Source organism: Solwaraspora sp. WMMA2059 (genome assembly GCF_027497315.1).
Taxonomy (GTDB): domain Bacteria; phylum Actinomycetota; class Actinomycetes; order Mycobacteriales; family Micromonosporaceae; genus Micromonospora_E.
The window spans coordinates 2,165,285-2,191,719 of the sequence record NZ_CP114908.1 but is presented as its reverse complement, the minus strand read 5'-3'; the positions used below and the strand labels follow the sequence as shown (position 1 = coordinate 2,191,719).

The following is a 26,435-nucleotide window of genomic DNA, read 5'->3' as shown; positions in this document are numbered from 1 at the left end:
GATCGGGTCACCGGGCCGCCTGTCGGCCGGCTGTCTCCGGGCGCAGCGCCGCGTGCAGCTGCTGCAGCGGCCGGACCGCCATGTCCCCGTTGATCAGCGCCTCGATGCCCATCACGGCGGCGGCGACCCCGGGCACGGTGGTCACACACGGGGTGTCCGCGGTGACCGCCGCGCTGCGGATCTCGTACCCGTCGGAGCGGGCGCTGGCCCCGGAGCCCTGCGGCGTGTTGATCACCAGGGCGATCTCGCCGGAGGCGATCAGCGTCACCGCGTCAGGTTGGCCGTCACCCGGTTCCTCCCAGTGTTTGCGGGTCAACTCGCAGGCGATGCCGTGGCGGCGCAGCACCTCGGCGGTGCCGGCGGTGGCGACGATGTCGAACCCGAGATCGGCCAGCCGCTTCACCGGGAAGATCATCGCGCGTTTGTCCCGGTTGGCGACCGAGACGAAGACCTTTCCGCTGGTCGGCAGGGAGCCGTACGCGGCAGCCTGCGACTTGGCGAAGGCGTTGCCGTACGCCGGGTCGATCCCCATTACCTCGCCGGTCGACTTCATCTCCGGGCCGAGCAGCGAGTCGACGCCGTGCCCGGCGCGGGTGCGGAACCGCTTGAACGGCAGTACCGCCTCCTTGACCGCGATCGGCGCGTCCGGCGGCAACGTGCCGCCGTCACCGGTGGCCGGCAGCATCCCTTCGTCGCGCAGCTGCGCGACGGTGGCCCCGAGCATGATCCGGGCCGCCGCCTTGGCCAGCGGCACCGCAGTGGCCTTGGAGACGAACGGAACGGTCCGCGAGGCCCGCGGGTTGGCTTCCAGCACGTACAGCACGTCGTCCTTGAGCGCGTACTGCACGTTGAGCAGCCCGCGGACCCCGACGCCGCGGGCGATCTGCTCGGTGTAGTGCCGGATGGTGGCCAGGTGCGGGGCGGCCAGGGTGATCGGCGGCAGCGCGCAGGACGAGTCGCCGGAGTGGATGCCGGCCTCCTCGATGTGCTCCATCACCCCGCCGAGGTAGACCTCGCCGGTGGCGTCGCACAGCGCGTCCACGTCGATCTCGATGGCGTCGTCGAGGAACCGGTCGACCAGCACCGGGTGCTCCGGCGAGATGTCGGTGGCCCGGCCGATGTAGTCGCGCAGCGTCGCGTCGTCGTAGACGATCTCCATGCCGCGCCCGCCGAGCACGTACGACGGGCGGACCAGCACCGGATAGCCGATCTCGTCGGCGATCGCCTTGGCCTGCTCGAACGACACGGCGGTGCCGTGCGCCGGGGCGCGCAGCCCGGCGCGGGCCAGCACCTGGCCGAACGCGCCCCGCTCCTCGGCCAGGTGGATCGACTCCGGTGGGGTGCCGACGATCGGCACCCCGGCATCGGCGAGCCGCTGCGCCAGCCCGAGCGGGGTCTGCCCGCCGAGCTGGACGATCACCCCGACCACGCCGGGGCCGCCCGCGGCCCGGCCGGCGGCGTCCTCGGCCTGCCAGACCTCCAGCACGTCCTCGAAGGTGAGCGGCTCGAAGTACAGCCGGTCGGCGGTGTCGTAGTCGGTGGAAACCGTCTCCGGATTGCAGTTGACCATGACGGTCTCGTACTCGGCGAGCGCCATCACCGCGTGCACGCAGGAGTAGTCGAACTCGATGCCCTGGCCGATCCGGTTCGGCCCGGAGCCGAGGATCAGCACTTTCGGCCGGTCCGACGGCGCTACCTCGGTCTCCACGTCGTAGCTGGAGTAGTGGTACGGCGTGCGGGCGGCGAACTCGGCGGCGCAGGTGTCGACCGTCTTGTAGACCGGGTGCAGACCGAGCCGGTGCCGCAACGCCCGAACCCCGTCCTCGCCGGCCAGCTCCGGACGCAGCGCGGCCATCTGCCGGTCGGACAGCCCGGCCCGCTTGGCCCGGCGCAGCAGTGCGCCGTCGAGCACCGGCGCGGCCTCGATCTCACGGCGCAGTTCGACCAGGCCGGCGATCTCCTCGAGGAACCAGGGGTCGATACCACCGGAGGCCTCGGTGACCTGGGCGACGGTGGCACCCAGCCGCAGCGCCCGTTCGACGGTGTAGAGCCGGCCGTCGTGCGGGGTGGCCAGCTCGGCCAGGGTGGACTCGACGGTGGCGTCGGCCGGATCGGGCACCGTCCAGAAACCGGCGGCCTTCGTCTCCATCGAGCGCATCGCCTTGTTCAGCGCCTCGGTGAAGTTGCGGCCCAGGCTCATCGCCTCGCCGACCGACTTCATCGTGGTGGTCAGCTCCGGGTCGGCGCCGGGAAACTTCTCGAACGCGAACCGGGGGATCTTGACCACGACGTAGTCGAGGACCGGCTCGAACGCCGCCGGGGTCTGCTTGGTGATGTCGTTGGGGATCTCGTCGAGGGTGTAGCCGATGGCCAGCTTGGCGGCGATCTTGGCGATCGGGAAGCCGGTCGCCTTGGACGCCAGCGCCGACGACCGGGACACCCGGGGGTTCATCTCGATGACGACGAGCCGGCCGGTGCCCGGGTGCACGGCGAACTGGATGTTGCAGCCGCCGGTGTCGACGCCGACCTCGCGCAGCACGGCGATGCCCATGTCGCGCATCCGCTGGTACTCCCGGTCGGTGAGGGTCATCGCCGGGGCGACGGTGACGCTGTCGCCGGTGTGCACCCCCATCGGGTCGATGTTCTCGATGGAGCAGACCACGACCACGTTGTCGTTGCGGTCGCGCATCAGCTCCAGCTCGTACTCCTTCCAGCCGAGCACGCTCTCCTCGATGAGGACCTCGTGCACCGGAGAAGCGGCCAGCCCGGCACCGGCGATGCGCTCCAGGTCGTCCGGGGTGTGCGCCATGCCGGAGCCGAGCCCCCCCATGGTGAACGACGGCCGGATGACCACCGGCAGCCCGAGCTCGGCGACGGTGTCGTGCACCTCGGCCATGCTGTGGCAGACCCGGCTGCGCGGGGTCTCCCCGCCGGCGGCGGCGACGATGTCCTTGAACAGTTGCCGGTCCTCGCCACGACGGATCGCGTCGACGTCGGCCCCGATCAGCTCCACGCCGTACTTGTCCAGCACGCCGGCGGAGTGCAGGGCGACCGCCGTGTTCAGCGCGGTCTGCCCGCCGAGGGTGGGCAGCAGCGCGTCGGGACGCTCCCGGGCGATGACCAGCTCGACGAACTCGGGCGTGATCGGCTCGACGTAGGTGGCGTCGGCGAACTCCGGGTCGGTCATGATGGTCGCCGGATTGGAGTTGACCAGCGACACGCGCAGCCCTTCGGCGCGCAGCACCCGGCACGCCTGGGTGCCGGAGTAGTCGAACTCGCAGGCCTGGCCGATGATGATCGGCCCAGAGCCGATCACCATGACATGCTGCAGATCTGTCCGCTTAGGCATGTTTTCCCTCGATCAGCTCGACGAACCGGTCGAACAGGTAGTCCGCGTCGTGCGGACCGGCCGCCGCTTCCGGGTGGTACTGGACGGTGAACGCCGGCACCTCACGGGCCCGCAGCCCCTCGACCACGTCGTCGTTGAGGCACACGTGGCTCACCTCGACGCCGCCGAAGTCGGTGTCGATCACCGTGTTCAGCGGGGCGTCCACGGCGAACCCGTGGTTGTGGCTGGTCACCTCGACCTTGCCGGTGGTGCGGTCGAGCACCGGCTGGTTGATGCCGCGGTGGCCGTAGCCGAGCTTGTAGGTGCCGAAGCCCAGCGCCCGGCCGAGGATCTGCGAGCCGAAACAGATGCCGAACAGCGGGATCCGGCGCCCCATCACCTGGCGGGCCAGCGCGACCGGATGGTCGGCGGTGGCCGGGTCACCCGGCCCGGGTGAGAAGAACACCGCGTCCGGGCCGGTCGCCAGGACCTGCTCCAGCGTCGAGGTCGCCGGCAGCACGTGGGTGGTCACCCCACGCTCGGCGAGCCGGCGCGGCACGTTGCGTTTGATGCCCAGGTCCAGCGCGGCGACGGTGTAGCGGTGCTCGCCCTGCGCGGTGACCGTGTACGGCTCGGCGGTGGTCACCTCGGCGGACAGGTCGGCACCGACCATCTGCGGGGCCCGCCGGACCCGGTCCAGCAGCTCCTGCGGGTCGCCGGTCAGGGTGGAGACGCCGACCCGCATCACCCCCCGGTCGCGCAGGTGCCGGGTCAGTGCCCGGGTGTCGACCCCGCAGATGCCGACCACCCCTTCGGCGGCCAGCCGGTCCTCCAGGTCACCGGTGGCCCGCCAGTTCGACGGGCGGCGGGCCGGATCCCGGACCACGTAGCCGGCCACCCGGATCCGGTCCGACTCGTCGTCGTCGACGTTGACCCCGGTGTTGCCGATGTGCGGTGCCGTCTGCACCACCACCTGCCGGTGGTAGGACGGGTCGGTCAGGGTCTCCTGGTAGCCGGTCATCGCGGTGGTGAACACCGCCTCGCCGAAGGTCTCCCCGACCGCGCCGTAGCTCTCGCCGGGGAAGACCCGGCCGTCCTCGAGCACCAGCAGCGCCGGAACCCGCTGGCGGGTTGCTGCGGTGGTGGCGGTGTCGTTCATCGCACGGCCTTTCCGTCGAGCACGGTCGCGTCGCCGCGCAGGAAGGTGGCGACCACCTGGCCGGGCAGCACCATCCGCGCGTACGGCGTGTTGCGGCTGCGGCTGGCCGACTCGGCCGGGTCGACGGTGCGGCTGGCGGCCGGGTCGATCAGGGTGAGGTTCGCCGGGACGCCCGGCGCGGGGTCGTGCCCGTGCCCGGTCAGCCCGGCGATCCGGGCCGGGGCCCGGGACATCCGCTCCGCGATCAGCTCCCAGTCTGGTACACCGTCGGCGTCGTGCAACGCGGTCGTGAGCAGCACCACCGACAGGGCGGTCTCCAACCCGAGCATGCCGGGCCGGGCGTACGCCCACTCGCACTCCTTGTCCTCCACCGCGTGCGGGGCGTGGTCGGTGGCGACGATGTCGATGACGCCCTCGGCGAGCGCGGCGCGCAGCGCGGCGACATCCTCGCCGGTCCGCAGTGGCGGATTGACCTTGAAGACCGGGTCGTAGCTGGTCGGCGCCTCGTGGGTGAGCAGCAGGTGGTGCGGGGTGACCTCGGCGGTGATCCGGACCCCACGGGCCTTGGCCTGCCGAACGATCTCCACGCTGCCGGCGGTGGACAGGTGGCAGACGTGCAGCCGGCTGCCGACGTGTTCGGCGAGCAGCGCGTCGCGGGCGATGATCGCCTCCTCGGCGACGGCCGGCCAGCCGGTCAGGCCGAGCCGGGTGGAGACCTCGCCCTCGTGCATCTGGGCGCCCTCGGTCAGCCGGGGCTCCTCGGCGTGCTGGGCGACGACACCGTCGAACGCCTTGACGTACTCCAGGGCACGGCGCATCAGCCGGGGGTCGGCGACGCAGTGCCCGTCGTCGGAGAAGACCCGCACCGCGGCGGCGGAGTCGGCCATCGCGCCCAGCTCGGCGAGACGCTCGCCGGCCAGACCGACGGTGACCGCGCCGATCGGCTGCACGTCGACCAGCCCGGCCTGGCGGCCGAGCCGCCAGACCTGTTCGACGACGCCGGCGGTGTCGGCCACCGGGGAGGTGTTCGCCATCGCGCAGACCGCGGTGTAGCCGCCGAGCGCGGCGGCCCGCGACCCGGTCTCCACCGTTTCGGCGTCCTCCCGGCCGGGTTCACGCAGGTGGGTATGGAGATCGACCAGCCCGGGCAAGGCGATCAGGCCGTCGGCGTCGAGCACCTGCGCCCCCGGTGCGCTCAGCCCGGTGCCGGCGTCGGCGACCACACCGTCGCGCAACAGCAGGTCGACGGGGTCCCGGCCGAGGACCCGGACGCCCTTGATCAGGTACGCGCTCACAGCGAGGTCCTTTCGTCGTGCGCGTGGAATCGGTGGTGCCGGTGAGAATGTCGGTGACCGGTTGGCCGCATCAACCGCGGCCGCCGAGCAGCAGGTAGAGCACGGCCATCCGGACGCTTACCCCGTTGGCGACCTGTTCCACGATCGTGGAGCGGGGCGAGTCGGCGACCTCGGCGGAGATCTCCATGCCCCGGTTCATCGGACCGGGGTGCATCACGATGGCGTGCCCGGGCAGCCGGCGCAGCCGGGCCCCGTCCAGGCCGTACCGGCGGGCGTACTCACGGGCGGACGGGAAGTAGGAGTCGGCCATCCGCTCGTGCTGCACCCGCAGCATCATCACCACGTCGGCGGTGGGCAGCACGGCGTCGAGGTCGTAGCCGACCCCGACGCCGGGGGCGAGCGCGGTGGCGATGTCGACCGGGATCAGCGGCGGCGGCCCGACCAGGGTCACCTTGGCGCCGAGGGTGGCCAGCAGCAGGACGTTGGACCGGGCCACCCGGCTGTGCAGCACGTCGCCGACGATCACCACGTGCAGGCCGGCGAGCCGGCCCAGCCGGGCCCGCATGGTGTACGCGTCGAGCAGTGCCTGGGTCGGGTGCTCGTGGGTGCCGTCGCCGGCGTTGACCACCGACCCGTCCACCCAGTTGGCCAGCCGGTGCGGGGCGCCGGAGGCGGGGTGGCGGATCACCACCGCGTCGGCCCCCATCGCCTGCAGGGTGAGCGCGGTGTCCTTGAGGCTCTCGCCCTTGGAGACGCTGGATCCCTTGGCCGAGAAGTTGATCACGTCGGCGGAGAGCCGCTTGGCGGCGGCCTCGAACGAGATCCGGGTCCGGGTGGAATCCTCGTAGAACAGGTTCACCACGGTCCGCCCCCGCAGGGTGGGCAGCTTCTTCACCTCGCGGCCGGCCAGCGAGGCGAGTTCGACCGCGGTGTCCAGAATCCGGGTGGCGTCCGCCGCGTCCAGATCGGCGCCGGACAGCAGGTGCCTGATCATCGCTGGTCCCTCCCCCGCTGCGGACCGTCCGCCGCCTGGGCCGCGCCGGGGGAACTGAACAGCCGTACCTCGTCGGTGTCGTCGGTCTCGGCGAGCAGCACCTTGACGTTCTCGGTGAGCGCGGTGGGGATGTTCTTGCCGACGTAGTCGGCGCGGATCGGCAGCTCCCGGTGGCCCCGGTCGACCAGCACCGCCAACTGCACCGAACTGGGCCGGCCGAGGTCGCTGATCGCGTCCAACGCCGCCCGTACGGTCCGACCCGAGTAGAGGACGTCGTCGACCAGGATGACCCGCTGTCCGTCGATGCCACCGGCGGGCAGTTCGGTGGGCCCGACCGCACGGGTGGCCTTCAACCGGAGATCGTCCCGGTAGAGGGTGATGTCGAGCACACCGACCGGGACGCCGACTCCTTCGAAGGCGCGGATCCGGTCGGCGAGACGGCGGGCGAGCGGCACGCCCCGGGTGGGAATTCCGAGCAGTACGGTGCGTTGCGCCCCGTTGGTCTTTTCCAGCACCTGATGGGCGATCCGGTCCACAACGCGTTGAATGTCGGCGCTGGTCAGGATGCTCTTAACTGACGGTGGCATCGTCGCCGATGATTGGGTGGCCGACGGGTAGGCCACAGCGGACCCCCTTCCCCGCCTCACGGGACGGGTCGTTAAAGGACGTCTTGGGTATCGCCAGCCAGCACCCGGCTGGTCAGCGGTCACGCCGAACGTTACCAGCGTCCCGTTGCCGAGCCGATATGGGGCGCTGAGTGTCGCATCAGTAAGACGAAATTTGGGGCAAGTCGTCACGATCTTGTTCACTGGTAGCTATTCACCACTTGACCGCGCTTGCGAACCGCCGTACCGTCACGCTCCGTAGCGATCGCTGGGGAAAGCCCCGGGCAAAGCACTGGGAGAGTCCGTATGCCCTCTGAGTACGCCAAGTCGTTGGGCGCCCGCCTGCGCTCCATCCGTCAGCAGCAGGGGCTGTCCCTGCAGGGGGTGGAGGAGAAGTCGAACGGGCGTTGGAAGGCTGTCGTCGTCGGTTCCTACGAGCGTGGGGACCGGGCAGTCACCGTCTCCCGCCTCGCCGAGCTGGCCGACTTCTACCGGGTACCCGTGTCGGAACTGCTGCCGGACGGCAGTGGGGTACGTCACGAACCCACCAGCAAGATCGTCCTGGACCTGGAGCGGCTGTACGACGAGGTCGGCGAGGACCTCGCCTACGTCGCCCGGTACGCCCGGGCGATCCAGCAGCAGCGTGGTGACTACAACGGTCGGGTGCTGTCCATCCGCGCCGATGACCTGCGGGCGCTGGCGATCGTGTACGACTCGTCGCCGTCCGGCCTCATCGAGCGGCTGAACGAGCACGGCGTACTGGTCGCCGACCCGCGGGCGTTCTTCGCCTCCTGACGGCTGCGCGCCCAACCGCTGACGGGCCCGATCCAACTGGATCGGGCCCGTCAGCGGTGCCGCGTGGCACCGTGGTCGCGGAATGGCGGCGGGAGCCGCTAGTGCGGGGTGTACTCGGCGATCCGGTCCAGCAGACCGTTGAGGAACCGCGGCGAATCGTCAGTGGACATCTGCCGGGCCAACTCGACCGCCTCGGTGATCGCCACCGGGTCGTCGATCTCGTCGACGTAGAGCAACTCGTAGACGGCGATCCGGGCCAGGTTGCGGTCGACCACCGGCATCCGGTCCAGCGTCCACCCCTCGGCGTAGCTGCCGATCAGCTCGTCGATCCGGTCCCGGTGCGTCGCCACCCCTTCGACCAGGCCGACCGCGTAGTCGAGATGCTCCGGACGCGGGGACAACCGGGCCAGGTACCCGACCAGCACCTGGGTCGGCGGCAGACTGCGCATGTCCGCCTCGTAGAGCACGTCCAGGGCCCGTTTGCGCGCCTTGCGACGCGCTGGCATCGAGGTCTTCGGCCCCTCGGCCATCAGGCTCGGCCGAGGTAGCGGCCGTCGCGGGTGTCGACCTTGATCTTCTCCCCGGTGGTGACGAACAACGGCACCTGGACGGTGGCCCCCGTCTCCATCGTGGCCGGCTTGTTTCCGCCGGTCGACCGGTCACCCTGCAGGCCCGGCTCGGTGTAGGTAACCTCGAGGACCACGCTGGTCGGCAGCTCGACGTACAGCGGCACGCCCTCGTGGGTCGCCACGATCGCCTCAGCCTCGGGCAGCAGGTAGTTCGCTGCCTCGCCGACGGTGCCACCGGGCACCATGATCTGGTCGAAGGTCTCCAGATCCATGAAGACGTAGTCCTCGCCGTCGGCGTACAGGTACTGCATGGTCCGCTTGTCGACGGTCGCGGTGTCGACCTTGGTGCCCGCGTTGAAGGTCTTGTCGACCACCTTGCCGGAGAGCACGTTCTTCAGGGTGGTGCGCACGAAAGCGCCGCCCTTGCCGGGCTTGACGTGCTGGAACTCCACGACGGCCCACAGCTCGCCGTCGAGGTTGAGAACCAGCCCGTTCTTCAGGTCGTTGGTGGTCGCCATTTCCTGCCTTGATCATCAATGTACGGACGGATCTACCAAGTCTATCGGGCCGGACCCTGCTCAGCCGGCACGGCCCGGACCCCTACCCGTCCCGACGCGGTCGGGTGCGGCCCACGACCGGCAACCGGGCCGGCTCAGCGGGGACGGGCCGCGGCCAACCGGGCGACGTGCAGCAGCGCCAACCGGTAGCCGTCCACCCCGAGCCCGCAGATCACCCCGGTGGCGACCGCCGACACCACCGAGTGGTGCCGGAACTGCTCGCGGGCGTGGATGTTGGAGATGTGCACCTCGACGAGTGGTCCGCGCAGCAGCGCGCAGGCGTCGCGGACCGCGTACGAGTAGTGCGACCAGGCACCCGGGTTGATCACCACGGCGGCCTCGGCGTCGGCCGCCGTGTGCAGCCAGCTGAGCATCTCGTGCTCGGCGTCGGTCTGGCGCACCTCGACGTCGAGCCCGGCGTCCCGGCCCACCTGCTCGCACATCGCCACCAGGTCGGCGTAGCTGGTCAGCCCGTACACGTCGACCTGACGGCTGCCCAGCCGGCCCAGGTTCGGGCCGTTCAGCACGTACGTCCGCAACGCCGTGCCGTCTCCCGTCACGCCGCCACCTGCCGGTACGCCTCGGCGAGCAACGTGTCGGCCGGGCCGTCGAGAATCCCGGGTCGGGCCAGCGCGTCGAGCACCACCAGCCGCAGCCGGCTGCCCCGGGCCTTCTTGTCCACCCGCATCGTGGCCAGCAGCTGTGGCCACGCGTCTGCCCGGTACGTGGTGGGCAGCCCCAGGGCGGCGAGTACCGACGCGTGCCGATCGGCGACCGTTGCGTCGAGCCGGCCGGCCAGCCGGGCCAGGGTCGCCGCGTAGACCAGGCCCACCGACACCGCGTGCCCGTGGCGCCAGCGGTAGTCTTCCACCTTCTCAATCGCGTGGGCCAGCGTGTGCCCGTAGTTGAGCACCTCGCGCAGCCCCGACTCGCGCAGGTCGTCACCGACCACGTCGGCCTTGACCCGCACCGCGCGCTCGATCAGCTCACGCACCTGCGGCCCGGTCGGGTCGGTGGCCGCTGCCGGATCGGTCTCGATCAGCTCCAGGATCGCCGGATCGGCGATGAACCCGCACTTGACCACCTCGGCCAACCCGGCGGCCAGGTCGACCGGCGCAAGGCTGGTCAGCAGGTCCAGGTCGGCCAGCACCCCGGCCGGCGGGTGGAACGCGCCCACCAGGTTCTTGCCGGCCGCCGTATTGATTCCGGTCTTGCCGCCCACCGCCGCGTCGACCATGCCGAGCAGGCTGGTCGCCACCGGTACCCAGCGGACCCCACGCAGCCAGCAGGCGGCCACGAAACCCGCCAGATCGGTCACCGCGCCGCCGCCGACTCCGACCACCGCGTCAGTACGGGTGAAGCCGGCCGCGCCGAGCTGCGCCCACGCCTGCCCGGCGACCTCGATCGACTTGCCGGCTTCGGCGTCCGGCACCTCGATCAGCAGCGGTTTGACACCGGCCGCGGCGCACCCGGTGGCGATCCGGTCGGCCTGGCCCTGCAGCGGGGGTGCGTGCAGCACCGCCACCCGGTCCGCGCCGGGCAGCAGGTCGGACAGCTGGTCGAGCAGCCCATGACCGATCAGCACGTCGTACGGTCGGTCGCCGGGCACCGGGATACAGGTCGTCGAGTCCATCGGCACCGAGCCTAGTACCCGGGCCGGTCGGCCGGTGTGCGCAGCATTGTCGCGATCTCCTCGGCGACCTGCTCCGGGGTACGGCCGTCGGTTGCCACCCGGTGCGTGGCGACCCGCTCGTAGAGCGGGCGACGCTGCTCCAGCAGGTGCCGCAGCGTGGCCCGCGGGTTGATCGCCAGCAGCGGTCGGCCGGCGTCGAGGCCGACCCGACGGACCGCGTCGGCCAGCTCGACGCCGAGATGGACCACGGTGTGTCCGGCGAGCGCGGCGCGGTTCTCGTCGGCCAGCACCGCACCGCCGCCGAGCGCGAGCACACCGTCGAAGCCGCGCAGTGCCGCCCGGACCGCCGCCCGCTCCAAGGCCCGGAAGTGCTCCTCGCCGTCATCGACGAAGATCTCCGGGATCGGCTTGCCGGCCGCCGCCACGATGTCGGTGTCGGTGTCGCGGAACTCACAGTTGAGCAGCCCGGCCAGCACGGTACCGGTGCTGGTCTTGCCCGCACCGGGTGCGCCGACCAGCACGCAGGCCGGGGCCATCAGCGGATCACCAGGTGGTCCAGGTACCCGGCAAGGTTGCGGCGGATCTCGGCGACCGAGTCACCGCCGAACTTCTCGGTGGCCGCCTCGGCCAGCACCAGCGCCACCATCGCCTCGGCCACCACCGCGGCGGCCGGCACCGCGCAGACGTCGGACCGCTGGTTGATCGCGGTCGCCGGCTCGCCGGTGACGACGTCGACGGTCGACAACGCCCGGTTCAACGAGGAGATCGGCTTCATCGCGGCCCGCACCCGCACCGGCTCGCCGGTGGTGATGCCGCCCTCCAGCCCGCCGGCCCGGTCGGTCGCCCGGCGCACCCCGGCCGCAGTCGGAATGATCTCGTCGTGCGCGACCGAGCCCCGCGACCGGGCCTGCTGCCAGGCGTCGCCGATCTCCACACCCTTGACCGCCTGGATCGACAGCACCGCGGCGGCCAGCCGGGCGTCGAGCTTGCGGTCCCACTGGACGTGGCTGCCCAGCCCCGGCGGCACCCCGTAGGCGAGCACCTCGACGATGCCGCCGAGGGTGTCGGCGTCGGACTTGGCGGCGTCCACCTCGGCGACCATCCGGGCGCTTGCCTCGGGGTCGAGGCAGCGCAGCGGGTCGGCGTCGACCCGCTCGGCGTCCTCCGGGCGGGGCTGCAGTCCGGGTTTGGCGGCCACCGAACCGAGCTCGACCACGTGCGACACGATCTCGATCCCCAGTGCCTGCCGGCACAGCGCCCGGGCGACCGTACCGACGGCGACCCGGGCGGCGGTCTCCCTGGCGCTGGCCCGCTCCAGGATCGGCCGGGCGTCGGTATGGCCGTACTTCTGCATCCCGGCCAGGTCGGCGTGCCCCGGTCGGGGCCGGGTCAGCGGGGCGTTGCGGGCCTGCCCGGCCAACTCGACCGGGTCGACCGGGTCGGCCGCCATCACGGTGCGCCACTTCGGCCACTCCGAGTTGCCCACCCGGATCGCGACCGGGCTGCCCAGCGTCACCCCGTGCCGCAGGCCGCCGACGATCTCGATCTCGTCCTGCTCGAAACTCATCCGGGCACCCCGGCCGTAGCCGAGCCGGCGCCGGGCCAGCTCGCGACCGATCTCGGCACTGGTCACCTCGACGCCGGCGGGGACGCCTTCGAGGAGTGCGACCAGCGCGGGTCCGTGGGATTCACCTGCGGTCAGCCAACGCAACACGTCGGAAAGTGTGGCACGGCGGGGTCGGGGCCAGGTGACCCACGTCGCCCGCGTCCCGCCCTCCGGACACCACCCGAGCCGCCCTAACGTACGGTTGGTCGGTTTCGGGGGGTGGTGGCTTCGTGCCGTACGACATCCGCCGCCGACCAGCGGTGCTACTCATCCTGCTCGGCGCGGTCACCGCGGTGGGGCCGCTGTCGATCGACATGTACCTGCCGGCGTTCCCGGCGATCAGCGAGGACCTCACCGCCACCCCTGCCCGGGTGCAGCTGTCGCTGACCGCGTGCCTGATCGGCGTCGCGTTCGGCCAGCTGGTCGGCGGGCCGGTGAGTGACCGGTGGGGGCGGCGGCGTCCGGCGCTGGCCGGCACCACCGGCTACATCGTCGTCTCGCTGGCCTGCACGCTGGCCCCGAACGCCGAGGCACTGGCCGGGTTGCGGCTGCTCCAGGGCTTCGCCGGCGGGGTAGGGGTGGTCGTCGCCCGCGCGGTGGTGCGCGACCTCTACTCGGGTGCCGACGCGGCCCGGTTCTTCTCCCGCCTGCTGATCATCTTCGGGGTGGCACCGATCGCCGCGCCGGTGCTCGGCGCGGCGGTGCTGCGGGTGGCCTCCTGGCGGGAGATCTTCGTCGCCCTCGCGGTACTCGCCGCGCTGCTCACCATCGTCATGGCCCGCTGGCTACCGGAGACCCTGCCGGAGGAGCGCCGAAACCCGGACGGTCTGGCTGGCGCCGCCCGGGCGGCCCGGCTGGTCCTCACCGACCGGGCGTTCGTCGGGTACGCGTCCACCCAGGGTCTGGCGTTCGCCGGCTTGTTCGCCTACATCTCCGGATCGCCGTACGTGCTGCAGGACGGCTTCGGGCTGTCGCCGACCATGTTCAGCCTGGTGTTCGGGGCCAACGCGGTCGGGCTGATCGCGCTCGGGCAGGTCAACGCCCGACTGGTCGGCCGGTACCGGACCCGGCCGTTGTTCGTCGGCGCGTTGACCGCCGGAGCCTGCGCTGCGGCGCTGCTGGTGGCCGGCGCGACCACCGGCCAGCTGTGGCTGATCGTGCCGGCGCTGGCCGGCTACGTCGCCACGATCGGGATGCTGATGCCGAACGGGACCGCGCTGGCCCTGCAGGACCACGCCCGGCACGCCGGCACCGCCGCCGCCCTGCTCGGCGCGGTCCAGTCGGGAATCGCCTCGCTGGCCGCGCCGGTGGTCGGGCTGGCCGGCACGGCCAGCGCCACCCCGATGGCGCTGATCATCCTCGGCGCGGCGGGGCTGTCACTGGTCGCCGCGTGGGCGCTGACCCGTGACCGCGGCGGCTGAGCGCGCCAGCTCACCGGCCGGGCCGGCCGACCGCGCGGCGGACAACGCGGCTCGCATCGCCGCCACCGGCGCGGCGACCCCGGTGAACTGTTCGAACTGCCCGACCGCCTGGGCCAGCAGCAGATCCAGCCCGGAGACCACCCGGCAACCGGCGGCGGCCGCCGCCGAGGCCAGTGGAGTCGGCCAGGGATCGTAGAGCGCGTCGAAGCAGACCGTGCCGGATGCCCACGGCAGCTGGCCGGCGTACGGGTCGGCAGCCCCCTTCGGCAGGGTGGAGACCAGTACGTCGGTGCCGGCCGCCGCCGGGGCCGCCGACAGGGCGGTACCGGTCATCGACACGCCGAGCGCGCCGGCGACCGGCACCAGCTCGTCGACCGCCGCCGGTCGCCGGGCCGCTACGGTGACCGATGCGGCGGCCAGCGCGGCGGCGGCCGCCAACGCGGCCCGGGCGGTGCCGCCAGCGCCGAGCACGGTGAACCGGGCACCGGTGCCGACACCGGCGTCGCGCAGCACCGCGACCATCCCCGCCACGTCGGTGTTGTCGGCGAACCAGGTGCCGTCGGCCCGGCGTACCAGGGTGTTGGCCGCCCCGACCGCGGTGGCCACCGAGGAGGCCCGCCCGGCCAGGGCGAGCGCCGCCTCCTTCAACGGCATGGTGACCGACAGCCCGGCCCACTCCGGGCCGAGACCGGCGACCAGGCCCGCCAACTGCGCCTCGGCGCATTCGATCGCGGTGTAGCTCCAGCCGGTCAGCCCGGCGGCCTGGTAGCCGGCGTTGTGGATCACCGGCGACAGTGAGTGCCCGATCGGCATGCCGAGCACCGCGGCCCGCCGCCGGACGGCGGTGGACGGTCGGGGGGCGGACACCTCAGAGGATGCCGTTCTGCTCGGCGATCTCGATGTTCTGGTTGTGCTGGTCGAGGGTCTCGGCGAACGCCGAGCGGCCCTCCTTGTCGATCGCCACGAAGTAGACCCAGTCCTCGTCCGGCGGGTTGATCGACCCTTCCAGGGCGGCCTTGCCCGGGTTGTTGATAGGCGTGGGCGGCAGCCCGCTGTGCGCGTGGGTGCTGTACGGATTGCTCTCGTCGTACAGCTCCTCGCGGGTCATGTCCTTGGACGCCTTGGTCTCCTGGCCGGTCAGCTCCCAGTAGTAGTTGACCGTCACATCAAACTGCAGGCAGCTGCACGGGAAGGTCTCGCTGTACACCCGGTTGTACGCCACCCGGGAGACCTTGGCGAGGTCCTCGGCGATACCGGCCTCGGCCTGCGCCAGTGACGCGACGATCAACGCCTCGTACGGGCTGATCCCGCCGCGTTCGGCCTGCACCCGGTCGGCGTATTCCAGCTCACCGGTGACGGTCAGGAACCGGTTGACCATCACCCGGAGGATCTCCGGGGCGGTGACGTCGGGATCGAAGTCGTAGGTGTCCGGGAAGAGGAACCCTTCGGCGGAGACCGTCACCTCCTGCCCGTCGGTGCGGGTCATCCACCACTCGGGCACGCCCAGGGCCAGCGGGTCCTCGGCTGCGGTGGCGAACTCCTCCGCGGGGATGTCCGTCGACTCGGCCAGCAGCCGGTAGATCTGCTTGGCGGTACGGCCCTCCGGGATGGTCACCCGGTTGGAGACCTTGTTCTCCAGGTCCAGCAGCAGGCCGAGCGCGGTCGCCGCGCTCATCTCCAGACGCAGCGTGTAGAAGCCCGGCTGGATGTTCTGGCTGCGGGAGTTGTCCCGGGCCTCGTTGACGAACGCCTTGGTGCTCTTGACCACGCCGGCCTCGACGAGGGTGTTGCCGATGTCGGTGGCGGTGTCGCCGGCCCGGACCTGGACCACCACCTCACCGGTGCCGCCGCCGTCGTAGTCCGGGGTCGCGAAGTAGCCCTGTACCCGGTCGAAGCCGTACCAGACACCGCCGCCGAGCACTCCGAGCAGCAGCATGGTGACCAGCAGCGCGGCAAAGGTCTTGCCCCGGCCGCCGCTGCCGGACGCCTTCTTGCGCCGCGCGCCCCGACGGTGCCGGCCCTTGTCTGCCCGGTCCTCGAAGGCGAGGTCCAGTTCGTCGATCATCACTTCTGCCTCCGCTGCGCGTCCAGCCAGCTCTGCAGGATCTCCACGGCGGCCGCCTGGTCGACCACCGTACGTTGACGCCGTCCTCGGACGCCCCGCTCGGACAGCCTACGGCTAGCGACCACCGTCGACATCCTTTCGTCGGTCGTCAGGACTGAAATCGGCGACACCGCCACTTCGAGTAACCGTACGTATGCGCTGACAGCGTCGGCGGCCGGTCCGTGGCGGCCGGCGAGGTTCACCGGCAGACCGACAATAACCGCAATGACCTCGTACTCATGGACTATCTGGACAATTTTCGCGATGTCCGTAGGCAGGTCGGCCGGTGCCGTCGCGCCGCCGGTCGACAGGTCCCGACGCACCGTCAGCAACGGGGTGGCGAGAATGCCGTCCGGGTCGCTGATCGCCAGACCGACCCGGACCTGCCCCACGTCGACGCCCAGCCGGCGTCCACGGACGAATCCGCTCACCTCGTATCGCTCATCTCAGGCCGTTTCGGCGATCGCCTTTTCGACCGCGACCAGCAGGTTCGCCGCCTCGGCCGCCGGCAGCCCGCCGCCCTGCGCCAGGTCAGCGTTGCCGCCACCCCGGCCGTGCAGCGCCCCCTTGACCAGCTCTGCGGCGGACACTCCGCGTGACCTGCCGGCCGCGTTCACCGCCACCACCAGCGCCGCCTTGCCGTTGGCCCGGACCGCCACCGCGACCACCGCCGGCCGGGCCGGGTCGATCTTGCCTCGGATCTCCTGCGCCAGGGTCCGTACGTCGTTGCCGGCCGCGCCTTCGGGCGCCTCGGTGCCGACGAAGGCAACCCCGCGCACGTCACGCGCCTGGCCGGCGATCGCCGCCGCGCCGCCGAGCACCAGCTGGGCGCGCAGTTTCTCCAGCTCCTTCTCGGCGTCGCGTAGCTGGGTGACAGTCTGCTGGACCCGGTCCGCGACCTGGTCTGCCGGCACCCGGTACAGCTCAGCGAGCCGCGCCACCAGCAGGTGCTCGCGGGCCAGGAAGTTGAACGCGTCGATGCCGACCAGTGCCTCCACCCGACGCACACCGGAGCCGATCGACGACTCGGAGAGGATCTTCACCACACCGAGCTGACCGGAGCGGGTCACATGCGTGCCACCGCACAGCTCCCGGGCGTAGTCACCGACCTCGACCACCCGGACCTCGTCGCCGTACTTCTCCCCGAACAGCGCCATCGCGCCCAGCCGGCGCGCCTCCTCCTGGGAGGTGATGAACGCGTTCACCTCCAGGTCACGCAGCAGCACCTCGTTGACCTGCTGCTCGATGTCGTGCAGCACCGACGGCGCGACCGAGCCGGGGGTGTTGAAGTCGAACCGCAGCCGGCCCGGCGCGTTCAGCGACCCCGCCTGGGTCGCCGACTCGCCGAGAACGTTGCGCATCGTCTGGTGCACCAGATGCGTCGCGGTATGCGACCGGGAGATCGCCCGCCGCCGCGGGATGTCGATCTCGGCGTAGCCGGACTCCCCGGCGCGCAGCTCGCCGCTGACCACCCGCGCCCGGTGCACAATCAGGCCCGGCACCGGCTGCTGCACGTCGAAGATCTCCACCCGGCCGGCGCCGACGGTGAGCAGGCCGGTGTCCGGCTGCTGGCCGCCGCCCTCGGCGTAGAACGGGGTGCTGTCCAGTACCAGCTCCACCACGTCGCCCTCGCCGGCCGCGGGCAGTGCGGCGCCGCCGGCGCCGAGCAGCGCCCGGACCCGCGACTCACGGGACACCTCGGCGTAGCCGGTGAACTCCACCGGCCCACCGCTGTCCAGCACCCCGCGGTACGCGGACATGTCCACGTGCCCGGTCTTGCGGGCCTGCGCGTCCGCCTTGGCCCGGGCCCGCTGCTCGGACATCAGCCGGCGGAAGCCGTCCTGGTCGACCGAGAGCCCCTGCTCGGCGGCGATCTCCAGGGTGAGGTCGATCGGGAACCCGTAGGTGTCGTGCAGCTGGAAGGCCTGGTCGCCGGAGAGTTTGCCGCCGCCGGCCGACCTGGTCTGGGCGATCGCCGTGTCCAGGATCGTGGTACCGGCGCGCAGCGTGGACAGGAAGGCGTCCTCCTCGGCGTACGCGTACGAGGAGATCCGCTCGAAGTCGGCGGCCAGCTCGGGGTACGACGGCGCCATGCAGTCCCGGGCCACCGGCAGCAGCTCCGGCAGAGCACGGTCCTGCCAGCCGAGCAGCCGCACCGAGCGGATCGCCCGACGCATGATCCGGCGCAGCACGTAGCCGCGACCCTCGTTGGACGGGGTCACCCCGTCACCGATCAGCATCAACGCGGTCCGCACGTGGTCGGCGATCACCCGCAGCCGTACGTCGTCGGGGTGCGACTCGCTCGCCGCCTGCCCGGAGCCCGCGCCGTACCGCTTGCCGGTCAGCTCGGCCGCCCGGTCCAGGATCGGACGCACCTCGTCGATCTCGTAGAGGTTGTCCACCCCCTGCAGGATCGACGCGATCCGCTCCAGGCCCATGCCGGTGTCGATGTTCTTCTTCGGCAGGTCGCCGACGATGTCGAAGACCTCTTTGCTCCGCACGTCGGTGATCTCGTACTGCATGAAGACGAGATTCCAGAACTCCAGGAAGCGGTCCTCGTCGACCTCCGGGCCGCCGTCCGGGCCGTACGCCGGGCCCCGGTCGTAGTACAGCTCCGAGCACGGCCCGGCCGGCCCGGGGATGCCCATCGACCAGAAGTTGTCCTTGTTGCCCCGGCGCACGATCCGCGCCGCCGGTACGCCGGTGCGCCGCCAGATGTCGGCCGCCTCGTCGTCGTCGAGGTAGACGGTGACCCAGATCCGTTCCGGGTCCATGCCGAACCCGCCCGCGTCGACCGGCCCGGTGGCCAGGTCCCAGGCCAGCGGGATCGCGCCCTCCTTGAAGTAGTCGCCGAACGAGAAGTTGCCGTTCATCTGGAAGAAGGTGCCGTGCCGCGACGTCTTGCCGACCTCGTCGATGTCCGGGGTACGGATGCACTTCTGCACGCTCGTCGCCCGCTGGTACGGCGGGGTCCGCTGGCCGAGGAAGTACGGCACGAACTGCACCATGCCCGCGTTGATGAACAGCAGGTTCGGGTCATCGATCGCGGGCAGCGGAGCTGACGGCACCACGGCATGGCCGTTGGCCTCGAAGTGCGCGAGGAACCGCCGCTTGATCTCCGCCGTTTTCACCGAACGTCCTCCTGGGGGAATATCTCCACGTCACCGACGCTCGGGTCACCCCGCAGGTCGGCGAACTGGTCGTCGAACGCCACGCCCTCAGCGAACGCGGCCTGGATCTGCTGCTCGCGCTCTGCCATGCCCTCGCGGACGTCCTCCACGAAGGTACGGACCGACTCGACGAGGCCACCAGCGGATTCCGACACCGAGGAGGCGATCCCGGACGGGGTGTAGGACTGGGCGGTCCGGGCCAGCTTGCGGACCACGACCGCGCCGACGGCGATGCCGACACCGAGCCAGAGCAGGCGTTTCATGACGGCGTCCTCCCGGTCATCCGGCGTTGCGCCGGGCTGCCCGGCGCCGCTGCTTGAGTTCCGCCCGTACGTCGCGCTCCTGCTCGGCATGCCGGCGGGCGGACGCGGCCCGGCGTACGCCGTACCCGAAGGCGGCGACCTTGACCAGTGGGTTGGCCGCCGCTGCCGAGACGACGGTGGCGAGGTTCGCCACGTTGGCGGTGACGTTCTGCGCGTGGCCGGTCATCGTGTCGATCTTGGCGAGCTGGACGTTCACGCCGTCCAGCGTGGTGTGCACCTGCCCCAGCGCGGTGTTCACGTTCTCCACCGAGGTGTTGACCTGCCCGAGCAGCGGACCGGTGCGGTCGTTCAGGTCGTTGATCGCTCTCGTCGCCGCGTCGACCGTGTGCCGCAGCCGCAGGATCGGCACCGCGAGCACCAGCACGAGCATCAGGAACGCTCCGGCCGCCACCAGCGCCGCGATCTGTCCACCGTCCATGCCTGTCCTCCTCTGTCACGACGCCTCGCCGCCGCTGCTCACCTGACGGCGGTCAGCTCGCGCCGCACCACCGTGCAGACCCTACCGTCAGTGATGGTCGTCCGCTCACGACGGTTCGACCTCCAGATCCAGCAGCGGGTCGTCGGTGAAGACCGGATCCGGATCCTCACCGGTGAGCGACGGATCGATGCTCGGCTGTGGCTTCATCCGGTCGTCGCCGATGGCGTTGCGTACCTTGATCGACACGACCGAACCGGTGCAGGTCTCGGCCTCGGTGACCGGCGGCGAGTCGGCCGACTCGCCGTCGGTCGACTCCCCGGACGGCGGCTCCACCGTCGGCCGTTGCAGCAGCAGGTCGTCCGAGCAGGCCGGCGGCCGGACCCACAGGTCGAGAGTGAGTTCGTCGCGGGTCCAGCAGTTGTACTGGCCGTCGACCGGCTGGGACGGGCACAACTCGGCGTCCCACGGCAGCCATCCGGCGTCGGTCAGCGCCGCGGTGTACACCTGAGCGGTCTCCTCCGTACCGCGTTCGGAGGTCATCGTCCGCTCGCGGAAACGGCAGTCGATGAGGCACCAACGGCTCCCGCTGACCGCGTCGGTACGCTCCTGCGCCGCCCACTCGGGCACGTCGAGCCCGTCCAGGGAGTTGAAGACCGGGTCGCGGGTCGCCGCCCGGATGCCGAAGTAGAGCGGAAGCGCGGCCAGCACCACGACGGCGACCAGGATCAGGGCCATCGCCCGCAGCCGACGCTGCTGCAGGTTCGGGCCACCCTGCTCGGAACCCGACTGGCCGGCACCGGAGGACTCGGGGTCGGAGGGCTCGGGTCCCGACCGGTCGGGGCGGTACGGCCCGGACCGGACCGGTGTGCCACCCCCACCGGAGGCCGGGGCGCCCCCTCCAGAGACCGGCGCGGCTCCCGGCACCGGCGGGGCTCCCGGCACCGGCGCGGCGCCGCCGGACACCGGGGCGACACCACCCGGCCGCACCGGTCCACCCGGCCGCACCGGTACCGACGCCGACCGCGCCACCGTCGCCCCACCGCCGGCACCGGAAACGGGGCGGGCCGGAGCAGGCACCGGCCGATCGTGGTGCGGCGGCGCGACGGCACCGGCAGGCCCACCGGACACCGGCCGGCCAGATGCCGGGGCGGGCGCGCCGGGCATTGTCGCGATGCCGCCGGGCCCGGGTTGAGCTGGTCGGCCGGGTCGGCCGGGATGACCGGGATGACCGGGATGACCGGGATGACCGAAGGTGCCGGCCTCGTTGGGACGGCCCGGCGGATCGGATCGGCCCGGCTGGCCGGGGCGGATCGGACCGGTGGCGTACGGATCCCGTCGGTCGATGGCCGGCGGCCCGGTCACGGGTGGCCGCGGCCCGCCGCCGACGCCGGCCGACGCCGGCCCGGCTGCCGGGACCGTCGCCCGGCCGGGGCCGGGGCGGGTGGCGGGCGGCGGGCCGGCCGGGTGGCCGGGCGGCGGGCCGGCCGGGCGGGTCCCCGGCCGGGGCGGCTGGTCGGTGCCCGGGTCAGGCTGCGGACCACGGGCCGGTGGCACGGCACCGCCCGGCCCGGGTACCACGGGAGCGGCCAACGGGCCGCCGGAGCCGCCCCGGGACGGCTGGCCGGGGATCGGCGCGGACCGCGCCGGGCGGGGCCCGCCCGAGGTCGGCCGGGCCGACTCGAACGGCTGACCGGCCGAGGCATGCCGGCCGGCCGACGGCCGCGATGGTGCCGGGCCGTCCCCCTGCCGGGTCTGACCCGCCCGGTCCGCCCCGGCGGCCGGGCCACGTTGCGGCATCTCCGGACGGCGCTCCCGGCCGTCGGTCTCGTCCGCCGGTTCCGGGGCGCGTCGACGCCCGCCGGACGGCCTGACCGGCGCAATGATCCGGGTCTCGTCGCGCCCATCGGCGCTGGGGCCGGACGTTGGTCGGGTCGGGGTGCCCGGCGCTGAACGGGGCCCGCCGAAGGGGTCGCCGGATGGCCGCTGCGGCGCGGACGGCGGCAACGGCGGTGCGTTGCCGGACCGCGGCACGACCGTGTCCGCCGCTGGCAGGCGTTGGGGCGGTCGCTGGTACCGGCCCGGTGCCGGGCTCGGCCCACCCGGGGTCGGGGCCGGCCCACCGGAGACCGGGGCCGGCCCACCGGAGACCGGGGCCGGCCCACCGGGTGCGGGGCTGACGGGTGGGGGTTCGGACGGTTTCGCGCCAGCCGGGAAGACGGGCTCAGCCGGCCCCGGCCCGGTGCGCGGCCGCGCGGCCGGACCTGGCCGCGGACCCGGAGGCGGCTGCGATCCGGCAGTCGGCTGCGGACCCGGACCCGCTGACGGCTGCGGCTGCGGCTGCGGACGGGACGGGGCAGCGGACCGGGAAACTGCCGAGCGGGACGGCGGGCCGTCCGTCGAGGAGTCTCCGGATACTCGGGCACCACCGGGTCCGATGTCGATCCGCTGTTCCTTGGCGGTCCGCAGATCGTCCAGCCAGCCGGTCTCCTCGCCGCTGACCTCTTCCTCGACCTGTGCCCGGCCCCACCGACGGCCCTTCGGCTTGCCCTCACGACGCTCGTCGGGGTGATCGGGGCGGTCAGAACCGCGCGCTCTCACTGCTGTACCTCCCCGGCAGCAACGCTGCCGCTGTCATCGGGCACCGGACCAGCCTCGGACGCTGGGACGGATGGATCAGGTTCGGCGGCACCAGCGGACGCGCCGGAGGCGGTGCGTCCAGCGAACGCCCGGATGTCGGGCGGCAGGCCACGCACGATCCGGCGGAGCACCGGCAACCGCGCGGAGACCGTCCGCTCGGCGCCGTGCTCAGTCGGCCGGTAGTAGTCGACACCGGCGAGTTCGTCGGGCGGGTACTGCTGAGTGACCACCCCCCGGTGGTCGTCGTGAGGGTAACGGTAGCCGCCTCCGTGGCCGATCCGCCGCGCCCCCGAGTAGTGGCTGTCCCGTAGATGTGCCGGCACTGTCCCACCCCGGCCGGCCCGTACGTCGGCGACGGCCGCCGCCAGCGCTGCCGTGGTCGAGTTGGATTTCGGGGCGGTGGCCAGGTGGATCACCGCCTGGGCGAGGTTGAGTTGTGCCTCCGGCAGCCCCACGTACTCCACGGCGTGGGCGGCCGCGGTTGCCACCGACAGCGCACCCGGATCGGCCATCCCGACGTCCTCGCTGGCGAAGATCACGATCCGGCGGGCGATGAACCTGGCGTCCTCCCCGGCGACCAGCATCCGGGCCAGCCAGTGCAGCGCGGCGTCGACGTCCGAGCCACGCATGCTCTTGATGAACGCGCTGGTCACGTCATAGTGGGCGTCGCCGTCGCGGTCGTAGCGCACCGCAGCGACGTCGATTGCCTGCTCGGCGGTACGCAGGTCGATCTCCCCGGTGTCGGTCGCGGTGGCCGCCGAGGCCGCCGCCTCCAGGGCGGTGAGTGCCTTGCGCACGTCGCCACCGGCCAACCGGACCAGGTGGTCCTCGGCCGGCGGGGACAGCCGCAGCGCGCCGCCGAGTCCACGTTCGTCGGTCACCGCGCGCCGGAGCAGGTCACGGACCGCCTCGTCGCCGAGCGGCCGCAGGGTGAGCAGGACACACCGCGACAGTAACGGCGAGATGACCGAAAAATGGGGGTTTTCGGTGGTTGCCGCCAGCAACGTCACGGTACGGTCCTCGACCGCCGCGAGCAGCGAGTCCTGCTGGGTCTTACTGAAACGGTGCACCTCGTCGATGAACAGCACCGTCGGCAACCCACCGGTACGCCGCTGCCGTCGGGCCTCGTCGATCACCGCGCGGACGTCCTTGACTCCGGCGGACAGCGCCGACATCGCCACGAAACGACGGTCGGTGGCCCGGGCCACCAGGTGGGCGATCGTCGTCTTGCCGCAGCCCGGCGGCCCCCAGAGGATGACCGACATCGGCGCGGTGCCGGTCACCAACTGCCGCAGCGGCGCGCCCGGGGCCAGTAGATGCTCCTGGCCGACCAGCTCGTCGAGGCTCGCCGGACGCATCCGTACCGGCAACGGCGCCGACGCGGGCGGGCCGGAGCCGGAGTCGCCCGCCGCCACGCCGCCACCGACCGGCGGCGCGTCGCGGCGCTGCTCGGCGGAGGGGTAGGAGAAGAGGACGTCGGACTCCATCAGCAAGACAGTACCGGCCCGATCTCGGACGCCGGAAATGCACCGAGATCGGGCCAGTGAACAGCCGGGGTCAGCTGCGCCGACGGCGTCGGGCCCAACCGCCGCCGGTGCCACGACCGACCCCGGCGAAGAACAGGGCCAGGCAGAGCAGGCCGATCAGCACCATGGTGTTCCAGTTGAACAGGTCGGGCGCACCGAGATCGGTGTCGAGCAGGTCGAGCAGCAGGGCGAAGCCGAAAACGACAGCCGCAGCGATGGCGAACATCAGATCCTCCTGGGGGGTTCAGTCGGTCGGCCGTTCCATACCCAACGGCCGCGCCGGCCAATCCAGCTTGGACCAGGCGAGACCAGGTACAGCGGTGCGGCCGCGGCCAGCACGACCGCGCCGACCAGCATCGCCAGGCTGACCGAGGCGGCACCGGCGATCGCCATCAGCACCACCCCGCCGAGGGCACCAGCCGGTTGAGCGACCATCGAGTTGAGCGAGAGCACGCTGGTTCGATGCGAGCCGTCCACCTGCCGGTGCAGCAGGCCCATGTGCACCGGGTTCGACGCACCGTGGATGGCGTAGCAGGCCAGATAGGCCACGATCACCCCGACCGGCCCGGCGAGCAGCGCCATCGCGACCACGGTCGCCCCCTGCAGGACGCGGAACGCGGCGGCGGTCACCGGCGCACCGAGTCGTCGGGCGACCGCCGGCACCAACGCGGCGCCGCCGGCCGACGCCAGCCAGGCGAAAGCACCGACCGGGCCGAGCAACGCCGCCGCCCGTTCGGCGTCGCCGGTCACCTCCGCCAGCCGCACCGGCATCAGGGTCTCGAAGGCGACCATGCCGAACCCCCAGAACAACTCGACGGCGACCAGTGCGACCAGCACCCGGGAACGCCGCAGCAGCGCCAGCGCATCCCGAACCACGGACGGCACCCGCCGGATCGACGCGCCGACCGTCGACTCCGGCGCCGGTTGTCCCCCGGCGACCGGCGCTCCGGCTGCCGGCCGTGCCTCGACCAGCAGCAGCACCAGGCCGACCAGGCCGACGACCTGGAACAGCGCCGCGACGAGCACCGGTCCGGTGAGCGCGCTGACCGGACCCACCGGACCGAGTGCCACCAGACCTCCGCTGGCCAGCGATCCGGCTGCGATCGCCAGGCCGAGCACCACTCCCCCGTGACTCAGCCCGCCTTCGTACCGCGCGTCGGGGTCGGCGGCGAGCGTGGCGTCGACGTACCAGGACTCCAACGGCCCGCTCTCCAACGCCCGGTAGAGACCCTGCAGCAGCATCACAGCGACGAACAAGGCGAAGGAGTCCGCGACAGCGAGCAGCGACAGCGACGCCAGGTTCGCCGCCGCCGCGCCGATCAGCACCGGCTTGCGACCGATCGCGTCGGCCAGGCCGCCGGTGGGCAGCTCCAGCAGCAGCACGGCCAGCCCCTGCGCGGCGACAACCAGGCCGATCTGCGGCAGCGTCAGCCCGCGCTCCAGCATCAGCAGCACCCAGACGGGGATCAGCAGCCCGACGGGTGCCCAGCGCAGGCCGTGCAGGATCAGGTAGCGCCGATGCACCTGCCGGGCGGTCAGCCCGGTCACGGCTCGCCTCCGACCGACCCGTCCCCGGCAGACCCGCCCCGGTCGCCGTTGACGACGCGGGGGAAGCCGTAGGTGTAGAGCATCACCTGCTCGGCCACGCCGTCGCCGGGGCCGGGGTCGGCGCGGTAGCGCTCGACGACCGCGTGCAGGTCGGCGTTGAGCCGCCGCAGCTGGTCCGAGGTGAGGGTCAGGATGTAGTCGGAGTACTCGGCGGCGTCCCGCCACTCGATCGGGTAGCCGTCACGGGCCATGTGCCAGTCCTCGGCCAGCCGGACGAACTGCTGGACGAAGTAGCTGGTGAGCCAGTCGGCGGCGGCCCGGGCGTCCGGGTCGTCGTCGAACGAGGTGCCGCGCCACGAGGAGACCTGGTGCACCGAGCGCCACCAGCGCTCACGGCCGGTGCCCCGGGCCGGCTCCTCGCGGACCAGCCCGACATCGGCGAGCTTGCGCAGGTGGTAGCTGGTCGCTCCGGTGTTGGTGCCCAGCTCGTGGGCGAGTGCGGTGGCGGTGGCGGGTCCGTCCAGCCGCAGCGCGCCGAGCAGGCGCAACCGCAGCGGGTGGGCCAGGGTGCGGACCTGCTCCGCGCTGAGCCAGACCGTCGACAACTGTTCGTCCATGCCATGCACGATAGCTTTGCAGAGATTGTGTGCACAACTTCTTTGCAAGCTTTCTCTGCGGTTCGCTCCGGTCGGACAGAAGCGGGCCGGGTCCACGGGCGTGCGAAACGCCCGTGGACCCGGCCCGCGA

The 26,435-nt window shown here is 72.2% G+C and carries 25 protein-coding genes; 3 read left to right on the top strand and 22 right to left on the bottom strand.

All coding sequences use genetic code 11. The annotated features are described in order from the left end of the window. Positions 1-7: 7 nt before the first annotated feature. From carB to pyrR, 5 genes are all read right to left on the bottom strand, one after another. Entirely contained in the window at positions 8-3,349 is a 3,342-nt protein-coding gene (gene carB, locus O7553_RS10080) for a carbamoyl-phosphate synthase large subunit (RefSeq protein ID WP_281554548.1), read from the bottom strand. Next, the gene (gene carA / locus O7553_RS10075) at positions 3,342-4,487 is read right to left on the bottom strand and encodes a glutamine-hydrolyzing carbamoyl-phosphate synthase small subunit (RefSeq protein WP_281554547.1); all 1,146 of its coding nucleotides are present in this window, start codon (positions 4,485-4,487) and stop codon (positions 3,342-3,344) included. The genes carB and carA overlap by 8 nt, the downstream gene beginning before the upstream one ends. After that, positions 4,484-5,782, bottom strand: a complete 1,299-nt coding sequence (locus tag O7553_RS10070; RefSeq protein WP_281554546.1) for a dihydroorotase — start codon at positions 5,780-5,782, stop codon at positions 4,484-4,486. Before O7553_RS10070 ends, carA begins: the two co-directional genes overlap by 4 nt. Before the next feature lie 70 nt (positions 5,783-5,852). Then, the gene (locus tag O7553_RS10065) at positions 5,853-6,776 is read right to left on the bottom strand and encodes an aspartate carbamoyltransferase catalytic subunit (protein ID WP_281554545.1); all 924 of its coding nucleotides are present in this window, start codon (positions 6,774-6,776) and stop codon (positions 5,853-5,855) included. Continuing rightward, positions 6,773-7,399, bottom strand: a complete 627-nt coding sequence (gene pyrR / locus O7553_RS10060) for a bifunctional pyr operon transcriptional regulator/uracil phosphoribosyltransferase PyrR (protein WP_281554544.1) — start codon at positions 7,397-7,399, stop codon at positions 6,773-6,775. Before pyrR ends, O7553_RS10065 begins: the two co-directional genes overlap by 4 nt. Positions 7,400-7,687: 288 nt before the next feature. Between pyrR and O7553_RS10055 the strand changes: the two genes are divergently transcribed. After that, positions 7,688-8,176: a transcriptional regulator gene (locus O7553_RS10055; RefSeq protein ID WP_123601171.1), complete on the top strand. Its 489-nt coding sequence runs from the start codon at positions 7,688-7,690 to the stop codon at positions 8,174-8,176. Positions 8,177-8,274: 98 nt separating this feature from the next. On the opposite strand, the gene nusB is transcribed toward O7553_RS10055, so the two are convergent. The 6 genes from nusB to aroC all read right to left on the bottom strand — a co-directional run bounded on the left by nusB (position 8,275) and on the right by aroC (position 12,649). Further along, positions 8,275-8,682: a transcription antitermination factor NusB gene (nusB, locus tag O7553_RS10050; protein ID WP_281554543.1), complete on the bottom strand. Its 408-nt coding sequence runs from the start codon at positions 8,680-8,682 to the stop codon at positions 8,275-8,277. Positions 8,683-8,705: 23 nt separating this feature from the next. Continuing rightward, positions 8,706-9,263: an elongation factor P gene (gene efp / locus O7553_RS10045; protein WP_123601169.1), complete on the bottom strand. Its 558-nt coding sequence runs from the start codon at positions 9,261-9,263 to the stop codon at positions 8,706-8,708. A gap of 134 nt (positions 9,264-9,397) precedes the next feature. Then, positions 9,398-9,841 carry a type II 3-dehydroquinate dehydratase gene (aroQ, locus tag O7553_RS10040; RefSeq protein WP_281555554.1) on the bottom strand — a complete coding sequence of 148 codons (444 nt, stop codon included), beginning with the start codon at positions 9,839-9,841 and terminating at the stop codon, positions 9,398-9,400. A 17-nt stretch (positions 9,842-9,858) separates the two neighbouring features. Then, positions 9,859-10,935, bottom strand: coding sequence for a 3-dehydroquinate synthase (gene aroB, locus O7553_RS10035; protein WP_281554542.1), 1,077 nt, complete (start codon positions 10,933-10,935; stop codon positions 9,859-9,861). An 11-nt stretch (positions 10,936-10,946) separates the two neighbouring features. Next, positions 10,947-11,471 (bottom strand): shikimate kinase, encoded by a 525-nt coding sequence (locus tag O7553_RS10030; protein WP_281554541.1) that lies wholly within the window; start codon positions 11,469-11,471, stop codon positions 10,947-10,949. Next, positions 11,471-12,649: a chorismate synthase gene (aroC, locus tag O7553_RS10025; protein ID WP_281554540.1), complete on the bottom strand. Its 1,179-nt coding sequence runs from the start codon at positions 12,647-12,649 to the stop codon at positions 11,471-11,473. Before aroC ends, O7553_RS10030 begins: the two co-directional genes overlap by 1 nt. A gap of 122 nt (positions 12,650-12,771) precedes the next feature. Here aroC and O7553_RS10020 point away from each other — a divergent pair, with 122 nt between their 5' ends. Continuing rightward, positions 12,772-13,962, top strand: a complete 1,191-nt coding sequence (locus O7553_RS10020; protein WP_281554539.1) for a multidrug effflux MFS transporter — start codon at positions 12,772-12,774, stop codon at positions 13,960-13,962. Here O7553_RS10020 and O7553_RS10015 read toward each other — a convergent pair. The 7 genes from O7553_RS10015 to O7553_RS09985 all read right to left on the bottom strand — a co-directional run bounded on the left by O7553_RS10015 (position 13,918) and on the right by O7553_RS09985 (position 20,736). After that, a complete protein-coding gene (locus O7553_RS10015; protein WP_281554538.1) occupies positions 13,918-14,829 on the bottom strand; it encodes a shikimate dehydrogenase in 912 nt (303 codons plus the stop codon). The genes O7553_RS10020 and O7553_RS10015 overlap by 45 nt on opposite strands. A 1-nt stretch (position 14,830) precedes the next feature. Further along, a complete protein-coding gene (gene mltG, locus O7553_RS10010; protein ID WP_281554537.1) occupies positions 14,831-16,027 on the bottom strand; it encodes an endolytic transglycosylase MltG in 1,197 nt (398 codons plus the stop codon). Beyond that, the gene (gene ruvX / locus O7553_RS10005) at positions 16,027-16,497 is read right to left on the bottom strand and encodes a Holliday junction resolvase RuvX (protein WP_281554536.1); all 471 of its coding nucleotides are present in this window, start codon (positions 16,495-16,497) and stop codon (positions 16,027-16,029) included. Before ruvX ends, mltG begins: the two co-directional genes overlap by 1 nt. A gap of 15 nt (positions 16,498-16,512) precedes the next feature. Beyond that, positions 16,513-19,197: an alanine--tRNA ligase gene (gene alaS / locus O7553_RS10000; RefSeq protein WP_281554535.1), complete on the bottom strand. Its 2,685-nt coding sequence runs from the start codon at positions 19,195-19,197 to the stop codon at positions 16,513-16,515. After that, on the bottom strand, positions 19,194-19,499 hold the full coding sequence (locus tag O7553_RS09995; protein WP_281554534.1) for a hypothetical protein: 306 nt from the start codon (positions 19,497-19,499) through the stop codon (positions 19,194-19,196). Before O7553_RS09995 ends, alaS begins: the two co-directional genes overlap by 4 nt. Before the next feature lie 16 nt (positions 19,500-19,515). Beyond that, positions 19,516-19,977 carry a DUF948 domain-containing protein gene (locus tag O7553_RS09990; protein ID WP_281554533.1) on the bottom strand — a complete coding sequence of 154 codons (462 nt, stop codon included), beginning with the start codon at positions 19,975-19,977 and terminating at the stop codon, positions 19,516-19,518. A 105-nt stretch (positions 19,978-20,082) separates the two neighbouring features. Continuing rightward, complete coding sequence (locus O7553_RS09985) at positions 20,083-20,736, bottom strand: hypothetical protein (RefSeq protein ID WP_281555553.1); 654 nt, start codon at positions 20,734-20,736, stop codon at positions 20,083-20,085. A gap of 559 nt (positions 20,737-21,295) precedes the next feature. Here O7553_RS09985 and O7553_RS09980 point away from each other — a divergent pair. After that, positions 21,296-21,667, top strand: coding sequence for a hypothetical protein (locus O7553_RS09980; protein ID WP_281554532.1), 372 nt, complete (start codon positions 21,296-21,298; stop codon positions 21,665-21,667). A 904-nt stretch (positions 21,668-22,571) separates the two neighbouring features. Here O7553_RS09980 and O7553_RS09975 read toward each other — a convergent pair. From O7553_RS09975 to O7553_RS09960, 4 genes are all read right to left on the bottom strand, one after another. Continuing rightward, positions 22,572-24,101, bottom strand: a complete 1,530-nt coding sequence (locus O7553_RS09975; protein ID WP_281554531.1) for a replication-associated recombination protein A — start codon at positions 24,099-24,101, stop codon at positions 22,572-22,574. Between the two features lie 70 nt (positions 24,102-24,171). Then, on the bottom strand, positions 24,172-24,366 hold the full coding sequence (locus O7553_RS09970; protein WP_281554530.1) for a hypothetical protein: 195 nt from the start codon (positions 24,364-24,366) through the stop codon (positions 24,172-24,174). After that, on the bottom strand, positions 24,366-25,688 hold the full coding sequence (locus O7553_RS09965; protein WP_281554529.1) for an MFS transporter: 1,323 nt from the start codon (positions 25,686-25,688) through the stop codon (positions 24,366-24,368). Before O7553_RS09965 ends, O7553_RS09970 begins: the two co-directional genes overlap by 1 nt. Beyond that, positions 25,685-26,305 (bottom strand): winged helix-turn-helix domain-containing protein, encoded by a 621-nt coding sequence (locus tag O7553_RS09960; RefSeq protein ID WP_281554528.1) that lies wholly within the window; start codon positions 26,303-26,305, stop codon positions 25,685-25,687. Before O7553_RS09960 ends, O7553_RS09965 begins: the two co-directional genes overlap by 4 nt. Positions 26,306-26,435 lie beyond the last annotated feature (130 nt).